The organism is Paraglaciecola sp. QJM3NY_14 (genome assembly GCF_056173245.1).
Map to the genome: position 1 here is coordinate 2,308,307 of NZ_CM149664.1, position 23,670 is coordinate 2,331,976.

Annotated in this window: 21 protein-coding genes, 1 pseudogene and 1 riboswitch; of the genes and pseudogenes, 14 read left to right on the forward strand and 8 right to left on the reverse strand. The window is 45.5% G+C overall.

The genetic code is table 11. From position 1 onward, the window contains the following. Positions 1-5 precede the first annotated feature (5 nt). The 3 genes from AC0VYA_RS09720 to AC0VYA_RS09730 all read left to right on the forward strand — a co-directional run bounded on the left by AC0VYA_RS09720 (position 6) and on the right by AC0VYA_RS09730 (position 4,048). Positions 6-1,187 (forward strand): acetyl-CoA C-acyltransferase, encoded by a 1,182-nt coding sequence (locus tag AC0VYA_RS09720; RefSeq protein WP_475491054.1) that lies wholly within the window; start codon positions 6-8, stop codon positions 1,185-1,187. Positions 1,188-1,234: 47 nt separating this feature from the next. Beyond that, positions 1,235-3,037, forward strand: coding sequence for an acyl-CoA dehydrogenase C-terminal domain-containing protein (locus tag AC0VYA_RS09725; protein WP_475490871.1), 1,803 nt, complete (start codon positions 1,235-1,237; stop codon positions 3,035-3,037). 81 nt (positions 3,038-3,118) lie between these two features. Further along, the gene (locus tag AC0VYA_RS09730) at positions 3,119-4,048 is read left to right on the forward strand and encodes an alpha/beta fold hydrolase (protein ID WP_475490872.1); all 930 of its coding nucleotides are present in this window, start codon (positions 3,119-3,121) and stop codon (positions 4,046-4,048) included. 102 nt (positions 4,049-4,150) lie between these two features. Here the strand turns inward: AC0VYA_RS09730 and AC0VYA_RS09735 are convergent, their stop codons facing one another. The 4 genes and pseudogenes from AC0VYA_RS09735 to AC0VYA_RS09750 form a co-directional block, all read right to left on the reverse strand. Next, positions 4,151-5,074 (reverse strand): GGDEF domain-containing protein, encoded by a 924-nt coding sequence (locus AC0VYA_RS09735; RefSeq protein WP_475490873.1) that lies wholly within the window; start codon positions 5,072-5,074, stop codon positions 4,151-4,153. 451 nt (positions 5,075-5,525) lie between these two features. Next, positions 5,526-5,921: a DUF3718 domain-containing protein gene (locus AC0VYA_RS09740; protein WP_011574735.1), complete on the reverse strand. Its 396-nt coding sequence runs from the start codon at positions 5,919-5,921 to the stop codon at positions 5,526-5,528. Between the two features lie 288 nt (positions 5,922-6,209). Next, positions 6,210-6,728: pseudogene (locus AC0VYA_RS09745) on the reverse strand (phytanoyl-CoA dioxygenase family protein); the annotation flags it as partial. A gap of 60 nt (positions 6,729-6,788) precedes the next feature. Further along, positions 6,789-7,382, reverse strand: a complete 594-nt coding sequence (locus AC0VYA_RS09750) for a hypothetical protein (RefSeq protein ID WP_475490874.1) — start codon at positions 7,380-7,382, stop codon at positions 6,789-6,791. Positions 7,383-7,505: 123 nt separating this feature from the next. On the opposite strand from AC0VYA_RS09750, the gene AC0VYA_RS09755 reads away from it, so the two are divergent. From AC0VYA_RS09755 to AC0VYA_RS09770, 4 genes are all read left to right on the forward strand, one after another. Further along, on the forward strand, positions 7,506-8,177 hold the full coding sequence (locus AC0VYA_RS09755; RefSeq protein ID WP_475490875.1) for a TetR/AcrR family transcriptional regulator: 672 nt from the start codon (positions 7,506-7,508) through the stop codon (positions 8,175-8,177). A gap of 279 nt (positions 8,178-8,456) precedes the next feature. Next, on the forward strand, positions 8,457-9,164 hold the full coding sequence (locus AC0VYA_RS09760) for a substrate-binding periplasmic protein (protein WP_475490876.1): 708 nt from the start codon (positions 8,457-8,459) through the stop codon (positions 9,162-9,164). Positions 9,165-9,247: 83 nt separating this feature from the next. Next, entirely contained in the window at positions 9,248-9,661 is a 414-nt protein-coding gene (locus tag AC0VYA_RS09765) for a hypothetical protein (RefSeq protein ID WP_475490877.1), read from the forward strand. A gap of 76 nt (positions 9,662-9,737) precedes the next feature. Beyond that, complete coding sequence (locus AC0VYA_RS09770; RefSeq protein ID WP_475490878.1) at positions 9,738-10,694, forward strand: sulfotransferase family protein; 957 nt, start codon at positions 9,738-9,740, stop codon at positions 10,692-10,694. A 10-nt stretch (positions 10,695-10,704) separates the two neighbouring features. Here the strand turns inward: AC0VYA_RS09770 and AC0VYA_RS09775 are convergent, their stop codons facing one another. The 4 genes from AC0VYA_RS09775 to AC0VYA_RS09790 form a co-directional block, all read right to left on the reverse strand. Continuing rightward, positions 10,705-11,931, reverse strand: coding sequence for an MFS transporter (locus AC0VYA_RS09775; protein WP_475490879.1), 1,227 nt, complete (start codon positions 11,929-11,931; stop codon positions 10,705-10,707). A gap of 86 nt (positions 11,932-12,017) precedes the next feature. Continuing rightward, on the reverse strand, positions 12,018-13,121 hold the full coding sequence (locus tag AC0VYA_RS09780; RefSeq protein WP_011574742.1) for an NADH:flavin oxidoreductase: 1,104 nt from the start codon (positions 13,119-13,121) through the stop codon (positions 12,018-12,020). Positions 13,122-13,212: 91 nt separating this feature from the next. After that, positions 13,213-13,833: a TetR/AcrR family transcriptional regulator gene (locus AC0VYA_RS09785; RefSeq protein WP_475490880.1), complete on the reverse strand. Its 621-nt coding sequence runs from the start codon at positions 13,831-13,833 to the stop codon at positions 13,213-13,215. Positions 13,834-14,560: 727 nt separating this feature from the next. Continuing rightward, positions 14,561-14,830 carry an RNA recognition motif domain-containing protein gene (locus AC0VYA_RS09790; protein ID WP_011574744.1) on the reverse strand — a complete coding sequence of 90 codons (270 nt, stop codon included), beginning with the start codon at positions 14,828-14,830 and terminating at the stop codon, positions 14,561-14,563. A gap of 501 nt (positions 14,831-15,331) precedes the next feature. Continuing rightward, positions 15,332-15,432: riboswitch (TPP riboswitch) on the forward strand. Positions 15,433-15,487: 55 nt separating this feature from the next. Between AC0VYA_RS09790 and thiC the strand changes: the two genes are divergently transcribed. The 7 genes from thiC to AC0VYA_RS09825 all read left to right on the forward strand — a co-directional run bounded on the left by thiC (position 15,488) and on the right by AC0VYA_RS09825 (position 23,326). Then, positions 15,488-17,374 (forward strand): phosphomethylpyrimidine synthase ThiC, encoded by a 1,887-nt coding sequence (gene thiC / locus AC0VYA_RS09795; protein ID WP_475490881.1) that lies wholly within the window; start codon positions 15,488-15,490, stop codon positions 17,372-17,374. A 4-nt stretch (positions 17,375-17,378) separates the two neighbouring features. Next, the gene (locus tag AC0VYA_RS09800; protein WP_475490882.1) at positions 17,379-18,611 is read left to right on the forward strand and encodes an FAD-dependent oxidoreductase; all 1,233 of its coding nucleotides are present in this window, start codon (positions 17,379-17,381) and stop codon (positions 18,609-18,611) included. Next, positions 18,605-18,802 (forward strand): sulfur carrier protein ThiS, encoded by a 198-nt coding sequence (thiS, locus tag AC0VYA_RS09805; RefSeq protein ID WP_473480286.1) that lies wholly within the window; start codon positions 18,605-18,607, stop codon positions 18,800-18,802. The genes AC0VYA_RS09800 and thiS overlap by 7 nt, the downstream gene beginning before the upstream one ends. 1 nt (position 18,803) lies before the next feature. Next, positions 18,804-19,604, forward strand: a complete 801-nt coding sequence (locus AC0VYA_RS09810) for a thiazole synthase (RefSeq protein WP_475490883.1) — start codon at positions 18,804-18,806, stop codon at positions 19,602-19,604. Positions 19,605-19,606: 2 nt separating this feature from the next. Continuing rightward, positions 19,607-21,547 (forward strand): thiamine phosphate synthase, encoded by a 1,941-nt coding sequence (thiE, locus tag AC0VYA_RS09815; RefSeq protein WP_475490884.1) that lies wholly within the window; start codon positions 19,607-19,609, stop codon positions 21,545-21,547. Then, a complete protein-coding gene (locus AC0VYA_RS09820) occupies positions 21,544-22,791 on the forward strand; it encodes a ThiF family adenylyltransferase (RefSeq protein WP_475490885.1) in 1,248 nt (415 codons plus the stop codon). The genes thiE and AC0VYA_RS09820 overlap by 4 nt, the downstream gene beginning before the upstream one ends. Before the next feature lie 157 nt (positions 22,792-22,948). Continuing rightward, positions 22,949-23,326, forward strand: coding sequence for a VOC family protein (locus AC0VYA_RS09825; RefSeq protein WP_475490886.1), 378 nt, complete (start codon positions 22,949-22,951; stop codon positions 23,324-23,326). The last annotated feature ends 344 nt before the right edge of the window (positions 23,327-23,670 follow it).

Below are 23,670 nucleotides of genomic sequence, written 5' to 3' on the forward strand. Positions count from 1 at the left end.
AAATGATGAAAGAAGCAGTCATAGTATCAACCGCAAGAACTCCAATTGGCCGTGCTTATAAAGGTGCGTTTAATAATCTTGAAGCGCCAAGCATGGGCGGTCACGCTATTCGCGAAGCAGTGAAAAAATCTGGTATCGACCCTGCCTCAGTAGATGATGTGATCATGGGTAGTGCATTAACTCAAGGTAGCGGCGGCATGAACATCGGTCGTTTAGCCGGTCTTGCTGGTGGATTACCTACATCGGTATCAGGTATGACCCTGGACCGTCAATGTAGCTCGGGCATGTACGCTATCGCAACTGCGGCTAAGCACATCATCACGGACAACGTACCTGTGATGGTAGCCGGTGGTCTTGACCAAATTAGTTTGGTTCAAAACAAATACATGAATACTCATCGCATGGTTGATCCAGCGTTGGCTAAAATGCATAAAAACATTTACATGCCTATGCTGCAGACCGCTGAAGTGGTTGCTGCACGTTATGGTATCGACCGCGATGCGATGGATGAGTATGCACTACAAAGCCAAATGCGCACCGCAGCAGGTCAAGCCGCTGGTAAATTTGACGATGAAATCGTGCCAGTGACAGCCACTAAAGTGATTGTTGATCGCGAAACAAAAGAAGAAAGTTTTCAAGAAGTAACGTTAAGTAAAGATGAAGGTAATCGCGCAGATACCACGCTTGAAGGTCTCAAAAGCCTTAAGCCGGTTATCGAAGGCGGCGTGATCACGGCGGGTAATGCCAGTCAGTTGTCTGACGGTGCATCAGCCAGTGTACTAATGGATTCTAAGTTAGCCGAGCAACAAAACTTAACGCCACTAGGTGCTTATCGCGGTATCGCGGTAGCCGGTTGTGAACCAGATGAAATGGGCATTGGTCCAGTATTCGCTATTCCAAAGTTGCTTAAGCAACATGGCCTAACGATGAACGATATTGGTTTATGGGAGCTTAACGAAGCGTTCGCTGTTCAGGTAATGTACTGCCGTGACAAGTTGGGTATTCCAGACGAATTGCTTAACGTTAACGGTGGCGCCATTTCAATCGGTCACCCTTACGGTATGAGTGGTGCACGTATGGTCGGTCACGCACTTATCGAAGGTAAGCGCCGTGGTGCGAAATACGTGGTATGTACCATGTGTGTCGGCGGCGGCATGGGTGCGGCAGGTTTGTTCGAAGTTTATTAAATTTTAGGCGTCCTTAGGGGCGCCAAAATGCAAAAGAGGTTACAAAAATGGAAGGTTATAAAGCGCCGCAGAAAGATGCGTTGTTCGTGATGAACGAACTACTTGGCTTTGAAAAGCACTATGCAGATCTTGGCTTTGAAGATGCATCACCCGATATGGTTGAAGCGATTTTCTCTGAAGCCGCCAAGTTCAGCGAAAACGTATTGGCTCCGCTCAATGCGGTAGGTGATGACGAAGGCTGTACCTGGGAAAACTCAGTGGTGACCACACCTACAGGTTTTAAAGAAGCTTACCAGCAATATGTTGAGGGCGGTTGGCCGTCAATGACACATCCTGCTGAATTTGGTGGTCAAGAATTACCGTATTCACTTTCATCTGCGTTAGGCGAGTGGCTCTCTGGTGCAAACCATTCATGGGCCATGTACCCAGGTTTAAGCCAAGGTTGTATGGCGACACTTGAAGCACACGGTACGCCAGAGCAACAGAAGATGTTTTTGCACAAATTAGTCGCAGGTACATGGACGGGCACTATGTGTTTGACCGAACCTCATTGTGGCTCTGACCTTGGTATGCTTAAAACGAAGGCCGTCAAAAACGATGATGGTAGCTACAACTTAACCGGCACTAAGATTTTTATCTCAGCCGGTGAGCATGATATGTCTGAAAATATTGTGCATATTGTTATCGCGCGCTTACCTGATGCGCCTGAAGGCACGAAAGGGATTTCTTTGTTCGTTGTACCTAAATTCAATGTGAGTCCAGACGGTGAAAACGTAGATCGTAACGCCGTTACGTGTGGTTCAATTGAGCACAAAATGGGTATCAAAGGTTCTGCCACTTGTGTGATTAACTTTGATGGCGCAAAAGGTTATTTAGTGGGCACAGAAAACCGCGGTTTGAACTGCATGTTTACCTTCATGAACTCGGCACGTATCGGCACCGGCCTTGAAGGTTTGGCATCTAGCGAAACGGCGTTTCAAGGTGCCTTAGCTTACGCGAAAGACCGTTTGCAGTTTCGTTCAATGAAAGGTGTGCAGAACCCAGATGGGCCTGCAGATCCAATCATAGTGCACCCTGATGTACGCCGTATGTTATTAACCCAAAAAGCCTTTGCTGAAGGCAACCGTGCACTGGCGATTTATGCCATGAAGTTGGTTGATATTACCCTATACAGTAAAGATGAAGCCGCTAAACAAGTAAGCGAAGCTAAACTCGCTTTCTTAACGCCGATTGTGAAAGCCTTCTTAACTGAAACGGCACAAGAATCAACTAGTTACGGTATGCAAGTTTTCGGTGGACACGGTTTCATCAAAGAGTGGGGCATGGAGCAGTTGGCCCGTGATACGCGTATTTGTACTATGTATGAAGGCACTACGGGTATTCAAGCGATCGATTTGCTGGCGCGTAAAGTGGTTGGCTCAAACGGTAAATTGCTTGAAGTGTTCACTCAAGAAGTACGTGATTTCTGTGTCAGCATCCGTGACAAAGGCCAATTCAACGCATGGTCAAACGCGATTGAAGTGCATTTAGATGAGTGGAAGCAAATCACGGTCGATATTACTAAACGTGCAGCTAAAAACCCTGACGAATTAGGCGCTGCTTCGGTTGATTACTTAATGTACTCTGGTTACGTGACGGTAGGTTATTTCTGGCTGAAAATGGCCGTATTAGCCCAAGAAAAACTTGATGCAGGTGCAGATAACGCTGATTTTTACCAAGCGAAGTTACATACGGCTAAGTTTTACTTCGACCGTTTGTTAACCCGTACGCGCTCGCTTGTATCAGCAATCGAAACCGGATCTGACAGCTTAATGAGCATGCCAGTTGATCAATTCGATCTAGGTGCATAACACTTCACTTATTCATTAGAATAAGCAAAGGCGAACCTTTTCATGTGAAAGCGTTCGCCTTTTTTATTAAAGGGACAGACGATGCCTATTAGTCATCATTACGCGGATATAAACGGCGTGTCATTGCATTACGTCGAAGCGGCGTGTCACAGCGATAACCCCAATCCCGAAACCATTGTTTTCCTGCATGGGTTCCCTGAATACTGGGGCACGTGGCAGGCACAAATCGAGTATTTTCGTGAGCAATATCACGTCATTGTGCCTGACTTGATGGGCTACAACTTAAGCGATAAACCAAGTCAATTAGCTGCCTATACGGTGCCGAACCTTATTGCTTTGTACGCCAAATTTGTGGAAAAAGTAAGCCAAGATAATCCAGTGCACTTGGTCGCCCATGATTGGGGCGGGGCTGTAGCATGGCCATTGGCCGCGTTTCACCCGCAACTTTTCAATAAGTTGATTATTTTAAATGCGGCGCACCCAAGCACGTTTACCCGAGAAATGGCGAGCAACTCACAACAGAGACAAAAAAGCGCTTATATTCATCAGCTTGTCGCTGACAATGGTGTCGAGTTTGTGAAGAGTGACGGTTTTTCGATGTTAAGAAGTATGTTGTTTGAGGGAATGCATGAGACTCAGTTTAGTGAGCGTCAAAAAGCTGAGTACATACGTGCGTGGAAGCAACCTGGCGCCGTTAACGGAATGCTGCAGTATTATCGCGCCATGCCTCAATTACCTCCGGTAGAAGCTGCAGAGATAGTTATTAATGACGTAAAACAGACGTCTGAAAGCGAGCCCAACGGGTTCAAGATCCCCAATATTCGAATTGAGATGCCGACATTGATTTTGTGGGGGGAGCAAGATGAAGCGTTTGTCACAGACGTTTTACAAGGAATTGAGGCCTACGTACCGGATTGTGAAATTGTGCGTTTTAGCGATGCAACTCACTGGCTACATCATGAGAAACCTGACGAGGTAAACTCTGCGATTAAGCGCTTTCTTACAGCCTAGAAAGCTTGATGATATCCGACACGAACTTACCTTAAGGGGGAAAGTTTGGCGCGGTATTTTTAACGCGTTAGCTATCGTAAAAAATAGCTCGCGCGTGCCATATTATTGCTTGGCTCCATCATCATGAGCGATCACCTGATTACGGCCATTTTCTTTGGCATAATATAAACGTCTATCTGCTTTATTTAGCAGTTGGTTTAAATCCTCCCCGTCAGCACCGTAAGTAGACAATCCAGCACTTAGGGTAATTTTGATGTCACATTTAGTGGTTGAGAAAGGCGTACTCATTAGCTTTTTACGCAATTCATCAACTTGTGTAAAACCTTTTTCTATGGGGGGCGCTACCATTATTAGGGCGAACTCTTCGCCACCGAACCTGGCTAATAGGTCAGTTTTACGAGTATTTTTGCGTAAAAATGACGCCACATGGCGAAGCGCATCATCACCTACTAAATGTCCGTGGACATCATTAATGGTTTTAAATAAATCCAAATCAAACAACACAACGGTTAGAGGCGTATTGTGGCGAGTGGCTAGGGCGCTAAGTTGTTGAAACCCTTCATTGAGCTTCATGCGATTCGCAAGCCCGGTGAGTGGATCTGTGCCGGCAAGCGATAATAGACGCCCTTCATTCTCTTCTCTTGTCCGTTCATAGAGATGGGCGAATGCCATCATTAAAAGAGAACTCAATATCACGTTGGTGGATATAGCGACATTGAGTGACAACAAGTGGTCTTCGCGAATAAATCGCCAGTGATAGGCAAAAATACCACAAATAATGAAAGTCGTTGAAAACCAAAACCCTCTGACTCGGCCCATCAAAAGGTATGAAATAACGGGTATGGTTAATATCCATACGAAAATAGATTCAGATGATTGGGGCAGTGACAGCCCATAAATCATAATGATAAAAAACGGCACCACATAAATGGTAACCCAGCGCTGAAAGTGCTTGGTGTTCTGGATCCTAAACCAAAGCCAAAGTGAAAATACCCCATAGGATAATTCAATAGACGCAGAGACCATAAACCTCGATAAAAATTGATTATCGAGAAAATAACCCCACCGAGAAAGGTCACTATAAGCAACACGACCATGATATCTCTGCGATACTTATAGTTCTGTACTAACTGACCCGTCATTTTGTATCTCGCACAACACTTCCACTACAGGCTAGGGTAAATGAAAGTAAAAAAATGTTGGTGTTCCGACCGATAGGCGAATACACGTTCCTAAATAGACGCGGGTAGTCTACTCGAAATTGTGTTTAACATTATCACTAATGGGCAAGTTATCAATTGATTAGAGTTAATTATCACCAACTTGCGTAAATTATCGGTTGAGAAGGAATAGTTTATTGGTATTGATGTGAGGACTTTTCAGAGATATAAAAAAACGGCCTCAAAAGAGGCCGGTTTTAAGGGAGTCAGGTAGCGCTACCTGACTTACCATGTTGAAACTTTTATAAGTGTAGTGATTAGATACGGTCGTTCAATACCGCAACAATAGGCGACCCTGTTAAACCGTTTTCTGTGGCCCAAGCCACCACTGTTTTACCGTCTTGCTCTGGTGAACTTAAATCGCTCTTTGGCATCTTTTTTACCATCAGTGTGCCAGTCTCTACGGCATCATTTAGCATAGCTGTGCGTATTAAGCTGTTACCGCCGCAGCTGATGCCTGAATAGTAATCTTGTAATTTAAGACGGTAGTCAGACTGAACGCGTTTCATTTTTTTACGCAGTTCGCCTTTATCATCTGCTTTAACGATAGTGCAGATATTTTGCAATGCTTCTGCAACGTCAGCTTGAGCAGGCGCAGCGAAGATAATAGAAGTAGTAGCAATAGCGATAGAAGCTTTAACAATTTTCAACATGGTCAGTTCCTCGGTGTTTATGTATTTGGTATCTCGTTTCGATGGAGTGATTTAACCCGATCTAATCTGATTAAAAAATCTACAAGTTGATACTTTGGTATTAGGTTCAATACCTTTGGCTAATACGTGCAGAATGAATCGCTAAGATACGAACGCATCAATTAGCGTGTATGAAGAATGTTGAAAAGAAGGGCTTATGAGAAATGAGCGACGATGAAAAGCGACAAGCATAACGTTGTTTATGCTTGTCTTCTGAATTATAGCAATGTCACTGTTACATCAGGCGAATTAGATACTTAAATCAAGTAGGTTGTAATCTTTGAGCTTATCTAAGGTATTGGTTTGCCAACTGAAATCTACTTTGCTGTGGGCAAGTGGCTGATACTGGTAAGCGGTTTCATCTGGGTATCGTGCTTTTCGCGCCTCAATGGCGTAGCCCAGAGCATGGGAGCGCTGCTCAATTAGTTTTTCGTCATACACCACGGCTTCACTGTGAATACCCGCGCCTTTTACATCCAGCACAGACGAGCGCTTATGAAAGCCAAAGTTGATAGTAATACGTGGTTCGAACCCAGTATTAGCAAATGAACCGTGAACCAGTTGACGATTACAGATAACCACGTCGCCTGGGTTACAAATAATCGGTAGTGCATCTGGAATGCGTTCGCTGCCGGCCTCTTTGACCAACTGCTTTATGTCTTTTCTACCTTCTTTGTGTGAGCCAGGGACCACCCACACACCATTGACCGCTGTGCTGCCGTAAGCTTGTGCCATGAAATTAAAACCATGAATTTGTGAATCAAACTCAGGGTTGTCCCAATGGGTATCCCCATCTTGATGCCAAGAGACCGCTGCCCCTAAGCCCGGCTACTTGATAAATAAACATTCATGAAACGGCGCAAAGTCTCGCCCGTTAATCGCTTCCGCTACTTTTAATAATTCAGGATGAGCATACACGCGCAAGCAAGCAGGGGAGAACTGCAATGATCCTAGCAATACAAAAGGTGATTCTTTTGGGGCGTCACTGGCTGCGGTCGGCTCGAACAATTTCACTTGATGACGGCCGTTTGCGATGGGAGTTCCCCCTAAAGGATCCCCCAGTGGTTTAGCCCAAAGGAGATTAGGGGCTTTGCAATCTACGCCTAGTGCGGGCTCACCTTTTGCATTCACCGTTGCACCATTTTCAGTGGCAAATCGTTGCTTCAACTGAGCCAAATCTTGCTCTATATCTGCAAGTTCACGCGCACTTAACACATTTTCGAAGATATAAAACCCATATGTGTCGTACGCCTCTAAAATCTTCTTGTCTAACTGGCCCTGTTGATTAAATAGCAAAGGTCCGCGATTCGACAGAGCAACCGCTTTGGCTTGTCCGTCTAGTAGGTATTGTCGCATTGCGTCAGCATTGTCGCCATAGTGAGTCGCGCAGGCGTCGATAGACGCGCTGATATCTTTCATCATACCGTGTTCCTCTTTTGTAAATATTTCGTTAACACAATCATTCTTAATCTTTTGTAAATTTTATTCAACATAAAATTTAATGCATGTTAAAGTTTACGTTTTGAAAAAATACGAGAAAATTATATGAAGCCAGCTAGGGCACAGGGTGGGGTGGCAACACGCACAGCCAACAAACTGAAACGCAAGCAGACAATTCTGGATACCGCACGCAGTATTATCGCCAGTGGTGGGTTTTCTTCTTTTACGTTGGCTGAGTTGGCCAGCTCAGCCAACGTGACCGTGCCGACCATTCATAATTTGATTGGTAACAAGGCTGAAGTACTAAAACACCTTGTGGTGGATATGGTAGAGCGCACCGAACTTGTGCTGTCTTCAGATACGTTTAAAGATCCGATTTCTACAGTTGAATCGTTTACCGATAACTTAATGTCACTCTATCGAGATGATGAAGCCTTTTATAAAGCTGCCTTTGTGGTCGGTGAGCAAGAGTCATTATTTGAACATGGGCATGCGGCAGGTATTTTCAAGAAATCCTTAAAACTGGCTTATCATGTATGCGTGGACGCCAAAGAGCACGGCTTTTTAAATGGTGAGGTGGATACTGATTTACTCGCCGATCGTTTATTCGCCAACCAACGTATCGCTCGTTACGACTGGATGCATGGCTATATTGACCTTGCAGAATACCGCAAGCAGATGATTTGCGGCATGTTGTTAACGTTTGCTGCCGACGCCACCGTCACTTATCGCCCTGTGCTGTTAGCGAAAATCAACAGCGTATTTGCCCAAGGGTAAATCGATTTTATTGAGTACAAAATGGGGTTATCTTCTTTTGAACACCTATGCAGAGTGGGCGTAAATAAATTCACTCTGCGTAGCCCAAATGCAAAAGACTGTTATGTGGTTTTTATGGTGGTCTGTCATTCAAGCACCTTGATTAAGCCCTTTTAAATTTTTGCTAAGCGGTTAATTATTTGCTGGTGTTGGTATTATACTAGCGTTAGATGAAAGGATCAGATGCCGCTAAATAGTCGATATGAAAAAGAGTAAGCAAGTGTGGTTGTTTTTTTATTGATGTTTTTACCACTAAACTTGGTGGCCGAGTCCTATACGTCTCACTGTCGCAATCATCCCCCGGAACTATTTTTTGATGATGGTAAATGCCTCGGCGTCATCCCTGAACTAGTAGACGACATATTTCGCGAGCTCGGTCATGAAATAACGTGGTTAGAAGCACCGTGGGGGCGCTCATACCGAGAGGCTAAAAAAGGCACCGTCGATATATTGATTCGGCATTCTATGAATCCCTCCAGAGAGCCTTTTCTACGTGCTATTCCCTATGGATATAATATTAGAAATCTAGCGTTTTATATGTCGCCTACCTTATCTGCTGACATCTCCTCTTATGCCGATTTAGCCAAGCTTAATGTAGGAGCCGTTAGAGGGGCATACTATTCGCCCCACTTTTCTAACCTTGACCCACTTGCTATGACCTTGGTTGGTCAGAGTGAGCAATTATTAGCCATGTTGGAACGTGGCAGAATAGATGTAATGGTCACCTCCGAGACTCAATGGGAAGGCCTATTTAAAGGTCGTTTTAAAAAGGCGGCCTTAGTGGATAGCTTCGAGAATGTTTATTGCATAAGCATTGCTAAAAACGCCAAAGCCAATGCCATTTATGATGATGTAGCAAGGACCATGTTGGAATACCGAAAAAGCGGTAAAATAAACCGTTATTTCGAAAAATACGGGATAACGCCGCCATTACAAAATTTTGATTAAATGAAGCGTGTTTTGATTAGGTCAAATCAAATAGAACTAATCTCAAACATATCAAGTATGTTGAGCAAACTTAAGGGGGAGAAGTGGGACTGATTTTAGGGCCATTGGTGATATTCTGGTTAGCTATCACTATGTTTGTATTGGATATCGGTTATGTGCTTTTAGATGATTTAACTAGTGATAGTGATATTGCCTTAGTGTGCCTAATGGCTATTCTATGCTTTGTTTCTTACGTCTATTGGGGATTCGCACGATTCAAAAGGTGCGACGAACTCGCATGGCATGATATCCCACTTTTTTTCACTGCCAATAAGCTTAGTCTCATTGCTTTTGTTAGCGCATTAGGTGTTCATTGGCTGGGCGTGAATCAATGGATGAACGAGTTTCTATCATTCTTGCCCGTTATCATCATGTTTACCCTCTCATTTGGTGCGCTCTTTGGTACATTTTGGGCTCCTAGATTTATGAAGTATCGCGGTATTCAGCAGATCCATTAACTTTCAAGCAATCAGCAAAAGACTCTGATGCCATTAGCTGGTGCACCGTTGAATTAATATAAGGCTTAGCCATAGAATGGACGACCCCATAATGCGTTTTACCCGAGACTTAGTCGCCCAATTGGACTTACGCAGTCCCGCGACATCGAAAAATCACGCACAAGGGCCTGATGTCAATAAAATCAAACTCATCATTCATGCTGGCACGCCAAAAACAGGCACTACGAGTATTCAAACCTACCTAAGTAAGAAACAGCGTAAATTAAGAGGTAATGGAATTTTGTACCCGCATAACTTAGCGGCATCAAATAATCCCGGTGCACCTGCTCATCAATGGTTTGAGAAAAATCTAGTGACCACGCACGTGGAAAATTTTGTGGCCAACATGAGCAATGTCATCTCACAAATAAAAGATGATACCCATACCATTATTCTGTCATCAGAGGGGATCTATAACTACTGGTGGGATTTCCCAGATGCTTCAAAAACGTTATTGGGGGAGCTTGCCACGCTATTTGATGTGCAAGTGTGGGTATGGTTTCGCGAGCCTGTCGCATTTATCGAAAGTTATTACAAGCAATGTATTCGTAATCCTCAGGTGGCCAGTAACCCTTGTTATGGTAAAAATTTATCATTCGCTGAAATGTTAGACGTTAAGTGGTTTTCGCAACATCTTGATTACCGAGGTTTTGTAAATGAGTGCAAAACGATTTTCGGACAAAACAGTGTGTCGGCCTTTGAATATAACAATGATGTGGTTCAGCAAGTCAGTCAGCTGTTGGGCTTGGCAACCGCACATGACAACCCCACGCCTAGGCAGAATAATAGCTTAAATAATGCGTCAATCAGCTTGTTACGGGCACTCAATCAATACGATGTAAAAGCCAAAGACAAGGAACGTTTGATGCCTCTTTTGAAGGAAATTAACGGCATAATGGACAGCTATGTAAAGCCCAAGGACATGCGCGACAATTTGATTGACGAAGTGGTCAGGAAACGTGTTCTAGCGCTGGCATCGCCGGTCCATTTCTAACGGTGGCTACCTACTTTCGGTCTTTAAATTTCATAGTGAAGAAAAATAACAAAAAGTAGCAACCAAACGCGAACCAGTAAGGTAAAGCACCATCAATCGAGTACAAGTACGTGCCTAATAACGGCCCTACAGTAAATCCTAAAGGTGGACAGGCACCTGCTACGCCAGCAACGGCTCCTTGCTCGTCAGATGATACCGCAACTGATGCTCCCGCCATAAACCCAGGCCCAGCTAGGCCCATGCCTAAGCCAAGAATACACATGGCTAACATATACATGCTTTGGGTGTCCGTTGTCGCCATAATCGCAAATGCAATCATCATCATAGGCATGGATATGCGCAGCAGCACGAAAGGGCGTACAGATAATCGAGGGATAACCAGTAATTGGACAACCAGCGCCGCAGCGGCTGATAACATGAGGCTTATCCCCACGATTTTTGCGGTTTGTGTGCCATCAAGTCCAAGTACATCTTGAAAACGAAAGGCGATAGTTTGTTGCACTATGGCAAAGCCCATGAACAACATAACCCCAGCTATCACGAGGGGAAATATACGCGGGTCAGTGTATTTTAATTTCTGTGGCTTTCTAACATGCTCTGGTCTAGGCAAAATGGGTAGGGCGTAAACGGCCAATATGGCGGCTGCCAGCGTTAATAATACTGAGAAATACAAAGGAGTAATCAAGCTGATACTTGCCAACAAACCACCTATGGCGGGGCCTAATATTGATCCAATATTGGTTGCGGCGCCTATAGCTCCCATGCCTTTGATACGATCTTGTACTGTCGTTATGTCTGCCATGTAAGCGTTAGCAGAGGGAGAAACTGCTGCCATCACCACCGCATTGGCTACTCGTGTTGTGATCAAAAGCGCGAGGGCAATAAGGGGGATCAGGTAACCCAGCAGGGCGGCTTGAAATACACCCGCGAATAAAATGGTACCTGCTGAATAGCCAAACAAACCAATCAGCAGGACTTTTCTTCTGCCCCACATGTCACTGGCACGTCCCCACAAAGGACTGACCAAAAATATGGTTAACGAAGAACAAGAAATAATGGCTCCGATTTGCACTTCCACTAAACCGATTTCACGCCCAAGGGGAGCGAGTATGGCAAACAGCACGGTTTGGGCAAATCCCATGGCGCCTGCAGCTAACAATAAGGTGCGTTTGGCTAACGCATTCGCTGCACGTGGATGGTTTACATCACTGGCTTGATCATTGTTTGATTGGGTCATAAAAGGGTAATTTGAACACTGTATTTAAAGCGCTTTACACATTGGAAAATGTAAAGCGCTGATAATGTTACGACAAAGTCGCTAACTTACACTAAGGTCGTTAGCGCTTCACCTGAATACTGTTCTAGTTCTTCAAGTTTTCCGTTGCGAATTTTATTGGTCCAGTTTGCGTCTTGCAGTAACGCACGACCCACGGCAATTAAATCAAACTCGCCCTTGTCCATACGCTCGATCAAATCATCGATAGAACGTGTATTCGAACCTTGACCTGCAAAGGCACTGAAAAAGTCTTCATTCAAGCCCACAGAGCCAACGGATATAGTGGGTTTACCGGTGAGCTTTTTAGTCCAGCCAGCAAGGTTCAAATCGCTGCCTTCAAATTCATTTTCCCAGTAACGGCGCTGAGAGCAGTGGAATATATCCACACCTGCATCACTTAAGGGCGCTAAGAACTCTTCAAGTAACTGCGGCGTTTCAGCCAGCCTTGCGCTGTAATCTTGTTGTTTCCATTGTGAGTAACGTAATACGATGGGGAAGTCAGGTGAGGTAGCTGCGCGTATTGCTTTGACAATTTCTACCGCTAAACGAGAGCGATTAGCCATGCTACCACCCCATTCGTCGGTACGTTGGTTAGTGCCTTCCCAGAAGAATTGATCAATCAAATATCCGTGAGCACCGTGAATTTCAATGCCATCAAAACCAATTCGCTGAGCATCCGCAGCTGCAGTCGCAAAGCCGTTAATAACCGTTTCAATTTGTGCTTGGGTCATTGGCTCAGCACCTTGTTTACCTGGCTTGAACAGTCCAGAAGGGCCGACGCTAGGTAATTCAGGAAACGGCGCTTTTTGCGCTACGCGCGCCATGCCTACGTGCCACAATTGAGGCATGATTTTACCCCCGGCACCGTGTACTGCATCAACGGTTTTTTTCCATCCTGCAAGAGCAGCATCCCCATGAAACTGAGGAATACGATCACTCATGGTTGCCACAGGATCGTTTATGGTCGTGCCTTCGGTGATAATTAAGCCTGTTCCACCTTGTGCGCGGCGGCGATAATAATCGGCGACGTCTGAAGTAGGTACTCCACCAGGAGAAAACTCACGGGTCATTGGGGCCATTACTACGCGGTTATCTAGCGATAAGCCTTTGTGGGTAAAGGGGGCGAATAATGCGTCTACTTTGTTACTCATAGTGTTGTCCTTGATAATGTTTATTTTCGTTAGTTTTGTCTAATTTGAAACTCTAATTCGAAACTCTAATTTGAAATTTTCATTCGAATCCCTAAATTGAAACTGATAAAGCGGGTGCAACGCTAACTGAACGCACTAGGGACTCAATCATGACTGTTGCAAGCTGCGCTATATCTCGTTGTTCACCCAACATGTGCGATAAGTGCAACGATATCAAGCCGTGGACTCCGGCCCAAACTACATAACATATATCTGTTGGGTCACCTTTTAAGATCCCAGCGCTTACCGCTGACTTCACCACTTGGCGCATCGGCGCGCTACTACGTAAAATCTCACGTTCAAGAGCTGCATATTTGCTTAAGTCAGGCTGAGCTACGCTATACATGACGCGATAGGAATCTGGAAATTGCAATGCAAAATCAAAATAGGCATGACAAAGTGCGCTCAGCTGCTTATCTTGGGTTGGCTCTTGGGCTAAAGCATGTTCGAGGGTGTCGGCAATCCGTGCGAACTCACGCTGGCGCAGCGCTGCAAGGATATCAGCCTTGTTTTTAAAATAACGATAGGGCGTAGTGCGACTGCAACGTAAATCAGCGGCTAATCCGCGCAATGAAATACCCTCTACGCCACTTTTAGCAAATGAAACCAAGGCGAGATCGCACATTCGATTGCGAAAACACTGTATCTCTTCATCCGTTAACACTTTAGGCATTGAGGCTCTTTAGCGCTTCTGGCACATACATTTTTTGCATACACTTGGGTTTACTATTTGGGTGTTTGAAGCCCATAATATATTTTATATTGACACTGTCAATTTAAAATAAAGCACCCATAAGCCAGTCTCGATATAAGTGGACTACCATGGGTTTTTTATTATTAACTGCTCTTCAATTTGACAGTGATAATTGCGCAGTACTCAAGGAATGCTAATTATTTGGGTAAGATAGTTAATCCTTGATGCGCATCCGTACTTGAATTTGAATAGTTGGTTTCACTTTTAAAGTGATAGCGATAGTGAGTCGAGTAGATACAGTGGAATAATTATAAGTATTGACGGCGGGTTTGGGCGTAATCATTTTGCTTATCTGGGTTTGGGGAGCTTCTTCAGCTAAATAGAGCACTTAACCAAAGTGCATCATAGAAAGTCGTTAAGCAATGCAACCAACTGGTCTATCGCCGAAGCCTCAATCGGTTGTCGTAATTATTGTCGCAAGGCAAGTTCAGCTGTATCAGCTATCGTCCTGGTTTGATCAACTTGAGGGAGCCTTGATAGTAGAGCGGGTAGTAAGACGCTAACTGAGCTTTACTATTTTCAGTCTGTTGCGCCTCTAACCTGTAAGAAGATAAATAAATATTGTAAGAAGATAGATAAACGCTCAAAGAAAAACCCGCTTAAAAGCGGGTTTTAATAATATTTTCGCAATTGCTGTAAATATTCGTTACTCAGTGTCTTCTGGTTTATCTGTTGCCTTTTCTTCCGCTTTCTTCACGCGTATTTTATTTGCACCTAACGTATGGCCGTTCAGATTAATAGTAGCGGCTTTTGCATCGCCTGCTTTTGGCATTTCAACAAAGCCAAAGCCTTTTGAGCTTTGCGTTGCGGGATCAATCACAATAGTGCATGACTGAACAACACCATAACCTTCAAAGAGGGTGCGAAGCTCGTCTTGCGTGGTGGCTCGGTCTAAATTGCGGATCAATAATTTCATGGTAACGCCCTTATAAAAAATAATGGGCTAATGATAACAGCGTTTGCTGTGTATCAATACGGGTTAATGCTAGTGGCTGGTGATCCTTGATGTGGTTTTTTACATCCTTGTTATCTAGCTTCACTCCGAATTTGCATGAGGTCATTGAAAAAGACTTCACTTTTTTTGTTCTAGGATAAAATATTTTTGAACCTCTATCCTTGGTAATGCTCGTCCGAATTGTTTCCTATCGCCCTCGTTAACGTGTCGCTAAAAGCGGTTAACGTTAAATTTTTAGCACTTCTAAATTTCACAAAGTTAAGTGGTTAATATGATTTTTATGGAATTATATTAACAATTTTCAGTATTTTTGGTGAATTTACAGGTTTTTATAATTAAGGCGGTTTTAGCTTAAATGTGTCAATCGTGCTTTTATTCGAGTCAGCAATATATGTGTTTTTGGGTAAAATAAATACCTTTGGCGTGGGGCTAGTAATTCTAAATTTGTTGTCCTATTATCCGCACTCGCTCTCGGGGCGCCTTTTTTGGCTGAGATGTAGTAATACAAACCCGTAGAACCTGATCCGACTAGTATCGGCGTAGGAATGAGCAGCACATCCTCACAAGGGATGTTTGTTTTCGTTTTCCGCGCGCCTGTATTTTTTTAAGGAAAACAAAATGAACACTGTCCTTTCTTCCAGTGAAGCGGTTGCTAACGCACCGGCTAGTGCCTCCTCTGAAAGTCAAAAAATTACACGCACCCCCCTTCCAGTCAGTAAAAAAGTGTATGTTGCATCGCCTAACGATCCTAGCGTTCGTGTGCCAATGCGCGAAATCAGTTTAACCGACGGAACCGCCGTCACTTTGTACGATACCTCAGGTCCCTATACCGATGAAACCGTAGACATAGACGTCAACAAAGGCATTGCTGATGTGCGAGGTGAGTGGGTATTGTCTCGAAACGACACTGAACAATATCAAGGTCGTGAGGTACAACCCCAAGACAACGGACACTTCGATCAAGAACGCGCGTTTCAATATTACAATGATGCTTTGCAGCGCACGCCAAGACGTGCCTTACCTGGTAAAAATGTCAGCCAAATGCATTATGCCCGCAAAGGTATTATCACCAAAGAAATGGAGTACATTGCCGTTCGCGAAAACCAAGCTCGGGAAGCCATAAGCAATGAGTTCACTACGGATGAGCGCAATAAGCGACTAAAAGGCAATTCTTTGGGAGCCAATTTGCAGCCCATTACACCAGAGTTTGTGCGCAAAGAAGTGGCTGAAGGCAGAGCGATTATCCCAGCCAATATTAACCATACAGAACTCGAACCCATGATAATCGGGCGCAACTTTCTGGTTAAAATCAATGGCAACATTGGCAACTCAGCACTGCGTTCTTCGATTGAAGAAGAAGTCGAAAAGTTGGTGTGGTCAATTCGTTGGGGCGGTGACACCATTATGGACTTGTCAACGGGCAAGAATATTCACTCTACTCGTGACTATATCGTTAGAAACTCTCCCGTTCCCGTGGGCACCGTGCCTATTTACCAAGCGTTAGAAAAGGTCAAGGGTGTCGCTGAAGACCTGACCTGGGAAGTGTTTCGCGATACCTTGATTGAGCAAGCCGAGCAGGGCGTAGATTATTTCACCATTCATGCTGGGGTGCGGTTGCATCATATTCCTATGACGGTGGACCGCGTTACAGGCATCGTCTCCCGTGGTGGTTCTATCATGGCAAAATGGTGCATTGCTCACCATCAAGAAAACTTTTTATACACCCATTTTGAAGACATTTGTCACATCATGAAAGCATATGACGTGAGCTTTTCCCTCGGTGATGGCTTGCGTCCAGGCTCATTAGCGGATGCTAACGATGAAGCGCAATTTGCCGAGCTGATTACGCTTGGTGAGCTGACTAAAATTGCCTGGAAACACGATGTACAAACTATGATCGAAGGCCCAGGTCATGTGCCTATGCATATGATTAAAGAAAATATGGATATGCAACTTGAACATTGTCATGAAGCACCATTTTATACGCTTGGCCCGCTGACTACCGACATCGCCCCTGGTTACGATCATATTACGAGTGGAATAGGGGCTGCGATCATTGGTTGGTATGGTTGTGCAATGCTGTGCTACGTAACCCCCAAAGAGCATTTAGGCTTGCCGAACAAAGATGATGTTAAGCAAGGGATCATGGCCTATAAAATTGCCGCTCACGCAGCGGATATTGCTAAAGGTCACCCAGGCGCTCGCTACCGCGACGATTTACTGTCTAAGGCGCGTTTTGAGTTTCGTTGGGTCGATCAGTTTAATTTAGGCCTAGACCCTGATACTGCCCGCGCATTTCATGACGAAACCTTGCCTAAAGACGCAGCGAAGGTCGCCCATTTTTGCTCCATGTGTGGGCCTAAATTCTGCTCTATGAAAATCTCTCAAGAGGTGCGCGAATATTCAGCGGATTTGAAAAACACTGACATTGAAGCCGGTATGGCGCAAAAATCCGCTGAGTTTACCGCCGCAGGTGCACAGATATACGTCGCTCAGACGGAGTAACGCTGTGGCTGTGCAAAGTGAACACAAAATGCGCATTGCCATTGTGGGTGCAGGCATTATGGGGCGAATGATGGCGTGGCAATTATTACAACGCCAAGCGGATATTTCGCTCACTATATTTGATAAAGATCCCATCGAAAGTGGCAGTGCTGCAGCGTATACAGCAGCAGGTATGTTAGCACCGTATAGCGAGCTTGAAAGTGCAGAGCTGGCTGTGTTTTCTATGGGGATGGCGTCTTTAACGCGCTGGCCGGATGTTATTAACAGCCTAAATTTGCACTTGGCTAAACCACTCACGTTGTTCGCTCAGGGCACGTTAGTGGTGGCGCACCGCGAAGATAAAGCCGATTTTCAGCAGTTTTCCCGCCAGTTAATGGGTAAGTTGCCGGATTTCGCGCAAGATGAAGAGTTTTCACACATGCAGTTATTAACCCAAGCAGCGCTTCATCATTATGCTCCGCAATTAGCAAAACACTTTGAGGGCGGACTTTATCTCCCGAACGAAGCATGGGTTGATACCGCTGAGGTGATGACAGGTCTTGCATCCTACCTTGAGCAATCGGCTGTGACGTGGCAGTCAAACTCGCAGGTGCTCAGGGTTGATAACGAACAGCGAAGCAATAATGGCAATAGCGCAGCGGTAGTCTTGCCTGAGGGGAAACAGGTATTTGATTATGTGATTGACTGCCGCGGACTTGGCGCAAAGCAAGTCCCACTTGCTGATACCCAAAGGCGGACTAAGTTCAACTACAACGCCACTGAACAGAAAACGTTCGGGCAGCAAATACCTGAGTTACGCGGGGTGCGAGGTGAAGTCATTACCTTATATGCGCCAGAGGTAGAGCTTAAGCACGCAGTGCGACTGATGCATCCGAGATACAAGTTGTATATTGCACCGCGGCACAACCATCATTTTGTGATTGGTGCGAGTCAAATCGAAAGCGAAGATACTGGCCCAATCACAGTGCGCTCGACGCTTGAACTGCTGTCTGCAGCGTATTCCATTGACGTGGGTTTTGGTGAAGCAAAGATTGTACAAACTGCGACGAATTGTCGCCCAGCATACCCAGATAACCTACCTAAAATACATTTTAACCAGCGGGTTATAGGCATCAATGGTCTATTTCGTCACGGTTACTTGTTAGCGCCCATACTCGCTGAGCAAGCGTGCGACAGGTTGTTCAATAGCGATTTCAAATCAACATTTGAGAACTTAATTCAGGAAGTAGCATGTTAACTATTTATTTTAACGGCGAGCCGTTCAAGGTAACGCAACAGTCATTGCCTGACGTCCTTCGAGAACTCAATGCACCTGCTATGTGTGCGGTCGCGGTTAATGGACAGTTTGTGCCTAAAAATGAGCATGAGACTGTGATACTGCAAGAGCAGGATGCTCTTGATGCGTTCACACCTATGCAGGGCGGCTAGCATGAGTTGGAAACTTGCGGGTGAAGTACTCAGCAGTCGCTTTTTAGTTGGCTCTTCTTTATACCCATCCCCACACATTATGCAGCGCGCTATTCAAGCGTCGGGCGCTCAAGTGATCACCGTTTCATTGCGCCGCCAGTCTCCTAGTCAGAAAGGCGGCGAGAGCTTTTGGCAACATATAAAAAGCTTGAATTGCCATATACTGCCCAATACGGCTGGTTGCTATAGCGCAAAAGACGCTGTTCACACTGCCAATATGGCGCGAGAGGTGTTTAACACCCACTGGATAAAACTTGAAGTGTTGGGTGATGAATATAACTTACAACCCGACCCATTCGCATTGCTTGAAGCTACCAAAGAGCTTATCGCGCAGGGCTTTGAAGTTTTTCCCTATGCCACTGATGATTTGGTTTTAGCCGAACGATTGGTCGATGCTGGCTGCAATATAGTGATGCCGTGGGGAGCGCCAATTGGCACGGGACGGGGATTGATGAACCCGTATGCACTCAAAATCCTCAGAGCGCGTTTACCGGATACCACCTTGATTATTGACGCAGGACTTGGCGCACCTTCTCATGCTGTGCAAGCAATGGAGTTAGGTTTTGACGGAGTATTACTCAACACGGCTGTGGCTGAGGCGCAAAATCCTATATTAATGGCCCAAGCTTTTCGAGACGGTATTGTCGCAGGGCGAAGTGGTTTTGAGGCAGGTGTTATTCAACAACGGGACTTAGCGAAACCCAGTACGCCCGTGCTAGGTACCCCATTTTGGCACCAAGACAAAAATGAGCGAGGTGGCTGAGCATGATAAACCATGATGCAATAGTCAGCGATCCCCAGTCGTTAAATAACGGTATAAAGCCGTCGGTTTTGACCTTTTCTGGCAGCGACAGCGCAGGTCTAGCCGGCATGCAAATGGATGTAAAAGTCCAGCATGCGTTAGCTGTACATTGCACCAGCGTGTTAACAGCCGTGACAGCACAAAATAACCAGCAGGTTTTTGCGGTTAACGCTGTCGATAGCGCTATGTTTCGCGCACAAATTGAGGCCGTATCGGTCTTTCGTCCTAAGGCAATTAAAACAGGATTCGTTGCCAGCGAAGCACAAGCGCAACAAATCATTGCGGTTCGTCAAAGGTTAAAAATCCCGTTAATTTGTGACCCCGTTGGCGCCGCAACAAGTGGCGCTGAATTACACGGTAAGCAAAACACCGACAGCCATAGACATATAAATAGGCTGCTACTTGCTCACTGTAGTTTGCTCACCCCTAATATTCCTGAGACACAATCGCTTGTTGGGTTTGATATCGAAACTGCCAAGGATTTAAGAAGGGCTGCTAGAGCTTTGGTTGAAATTGGGGCTAAGGCGGTGCTAATCAAAGGCGGGCACTGGCAGTATGCTGATCATAAGGGTCTAGATTTTTTTTACAGCCCAGAAGAGCAGTTTTGGCTGCAAAATGAACCGGTAGACACACCTCATACACGGGGCACCGGCTGTGCGCTCGCCTCAGCAATAGCCAGCGCGATCGCCCTAGGTTACTGCTTAAAAGACGCTATTGTCATAGGGAAAATGGCCATTACCCAGGGCCTACAGGATGCAAAAGGCCTACTCGCCAAAAGCGTGCGTTATCAAGACGTGCGTTATCAAGACACCCATGATAAACAACGTTATCAAGACACCCATGATAAGCAGATTAAGGAACTCGCTTCTTTCGACACGCCTGAGTTAACAAGTGAGCAGAGTCTTCGACAGCAACAGAGCCAGCTGAATTATCAAGACACCCATGATAAGCAGATTAAGGAACTCGCTTCTTTCGACACGCCTGAGTTAACGAGTGAGCAGAGTCTTCGACGGCAACAGAGCCGGCTGAATTATCAAGACACCCATAATAGGCAGATTAAGGAAATCGCTTCTTTCGACGCGTCTGAGTTAACAAGTGAGCAAAGTCTCCGACAGCAACAGAGCCAGCTGAATTATCAAGACACCCATAACAAAGGTGGCGTCGAAATCCTTTGTTTTCCTGCCACTCAGCGCAGTTTACCCGGTCTGTATATTGAGTCTTTGATGGGGAGGAGCGAACTTAGCTCTCTCGTATTACAGAAACAAGGGAACCCATTTCCCAGTATTGGCGACGAATCACTGGGCTTATATCCCGTTGTTAATCGCGCACACTGGCTCGATACCTTGTTGCCACTTGGGGTGATTACCATTCAACTTAGAATAAAAGATTTAACTGGGCAGCCACTTGAAGAGGAAATCAAACGCGCGGTTGAAATAGCAAAGCGCTTCCGGTGTCGTTTGTTTATCAATGATTATTGGCAACTGGCTATCAAGCACGGGGCCTACGGCGTGCACTTAGGCCAAGAGGATTTAGTCGCTTCCGTTCAAAATGAGTCGAACCCAATTAAGCAATTGTTAGAAGCGGGAATGCGTTTAGGGATTAGTACCCATTGTCATTATGAAGTTGCACGCGCCCATGCGCTGAAACCTTCTTATATTGCATATGGACCGGTTTTCGCCACACAAAGCAAAGACATGCCGTGGGTCCCGCAAGGGTTAGCAGGGTTAGCGTACTGGCAAAAATTATTAGATTACCCTGTGGTTGCCATTGGGGGGATTGATTTTGAGCGAGCAAACGCGATCCACGGGCTTGGTGTATCGGGTATTGCTATGATTAGCTATATTACTCAAGCCGAGAACCCTATTAAAGTGACAAAATCGTTATTGAGAGCGCTGGCATTATGAGCTTGTTTAGCGCGGGTGAGTGGCGGCAATACCAACGCCATATACAATTAGATGCGGTGGGGGTTGATGGGCAATTTCGCCTTAAAAATGCCAAAGTGCTGGTTGTTGGTGCTGGCGGACTAGGGTGCCCCGTGGCGATGTACTTAGGTGCTGCAGGGGTCGGGAATATCACCATCATTGACGGTGACAGCATTTCTCAAACGAATTTGCATCGCCAAGTTTTGTTTGCCTACACAGACGTGGGTAAACCTAAAGCGCATGTTGCTGCAATCCGTATTCGTGAGAATAACCCTTTTATCACTGTGACAGCGCTGGATGAGCAGCTTAGCGAGTCGAATATTGATATCTTGGTAGCGCAAGCAGATATTGTGCTTGATTGTACCGACAACTTTGCGACACGCTTACAGATCAACGATACCTGCCGAGCGCATGATAAACCTTGGATTTATGCCAGTGTACTTGGGCTAGAAGGGCAAGTAGCCTTGTTCACACCTAGCTGCGCTTGCTTCAGGTGTATCTTTCCCGATATCCCGGCTGACGTCGCGGATTGCAATTCAGCGGGTGTATTGGGTAGCGTTGTCGGTGCAGTGGGGCTGCTGCAAGCCAATACCTGCTTGGGCTATCTTTTAGATTTACAGGATGAAAGCCAGGGCAAGTTACATTTCTTTTCAGGTACCAGTAATCAGGTTCGCAGTATTGCATTGCAGCAGAATAAGCTGTGTACTTGCGCGAGTCCGTCACAGGTACAACGTCGCCAACCTCTTAAAACTGCTGACCCGATTGAATCTAAAGAGCTTGAGCAAGAACCTGGGCTACACATCACTGATGACACTCAGTCGCAAATTCGGTCGCAAATTCGGTCGCAAATTCGGTCGCAAATTGAACTGAGCCCCGAGCAATTTGTTAAACAGCTCGGGCGCCTAGAGGGCGCTCCTGAAAGTTGCCTTAACAGTGCCCGTAAAAGTGAGGTGATAGACATCGGTTTAATTGATGTGCGAAGCATAGACGAGCATCGAGGCTTTAATATCGGTGGCCAATGCCTGCCCTTGAGTGATGACTTTGCTGATCGGGTTGGCACAAAACTCTCACATAAAACTCAGCCTATTTTACTCTATTGCCAGTCAGGCAAACGTAGCTACAAAGCGGCCTTACGTCTTCAAGCGAAGGGATATGGGCGGGTGTATAGCTTAAAGGGCGGTTTAGGCGAGTTACTTAGTCACTCTCAATTCGTAAAATGGTTTTAAATGTTGTTCAGTTTGAAGCGGTGACAGTATTGCATGACACTTGCAGTCAGCATTTTTGGCTTAGCAACTTGGTACTCAATCTCTTTACCGCCTTGCTAAATAAGGACACAGCGACAAAACTCATGACTCACCCACATCAGCAAAAAGAGGATACACAATGAGCAATCCAGTAGGATGGTTTGAGATATATGTAGATGACATGCCACGCGCACAAGCATTTTATCAAACGGTATTAGCGGTTGAACTGGAATCGTTAAGCGATCCTACAGACGGCAATGCGCAGATGTTAGTGTTTCCATCAGACATGGAGAATTACGGTGCCTCTGGGGCGTTGGTGAAAATGGACGGCTTTAGCGCTGGCGGTAACGGCACGCTTGTGTATTTTGCGTGTGAAGACTGCGCCATCCAAGAGAGCCGAGTCGAGGCTGCAGGTGGCAAGGTTGAACGGGCAAAAATGTGGTTAGGGGAACATGGGTTTTGCGCCTTAGTAACCGACACCGAAGGCAATATGTTTGGCCTGCATTCTCAGCAGTAACGCTCAACAGCAACTCGTTTTTAACGGCGCATGCTAAAGGCTGCGCTTTCTGATTGGCTTATAATGCAGTTGTACGCTTTTCTAGTGCTTAGTGCTTAACGTTTAATACACGCCTTTGGTCATACACTTTGCATTCCGCTTGGGTCTCAATTCAGCAAAGCTACCTCCGATAAAGACAGTTCTTAATATGTGTTTGGCAAGAAAGGGGCAATAGTAGCGACGCCAGCTAAGCAAGCGCATCATCCATGCTTGAATTTTGCGCATACTCTCTCTATCAATAGCAGCCTCTTAGTTCGCATTCTCGCAATACTTTTTGTGCTCAACGCCCTGTTGCTGTGTGCCTT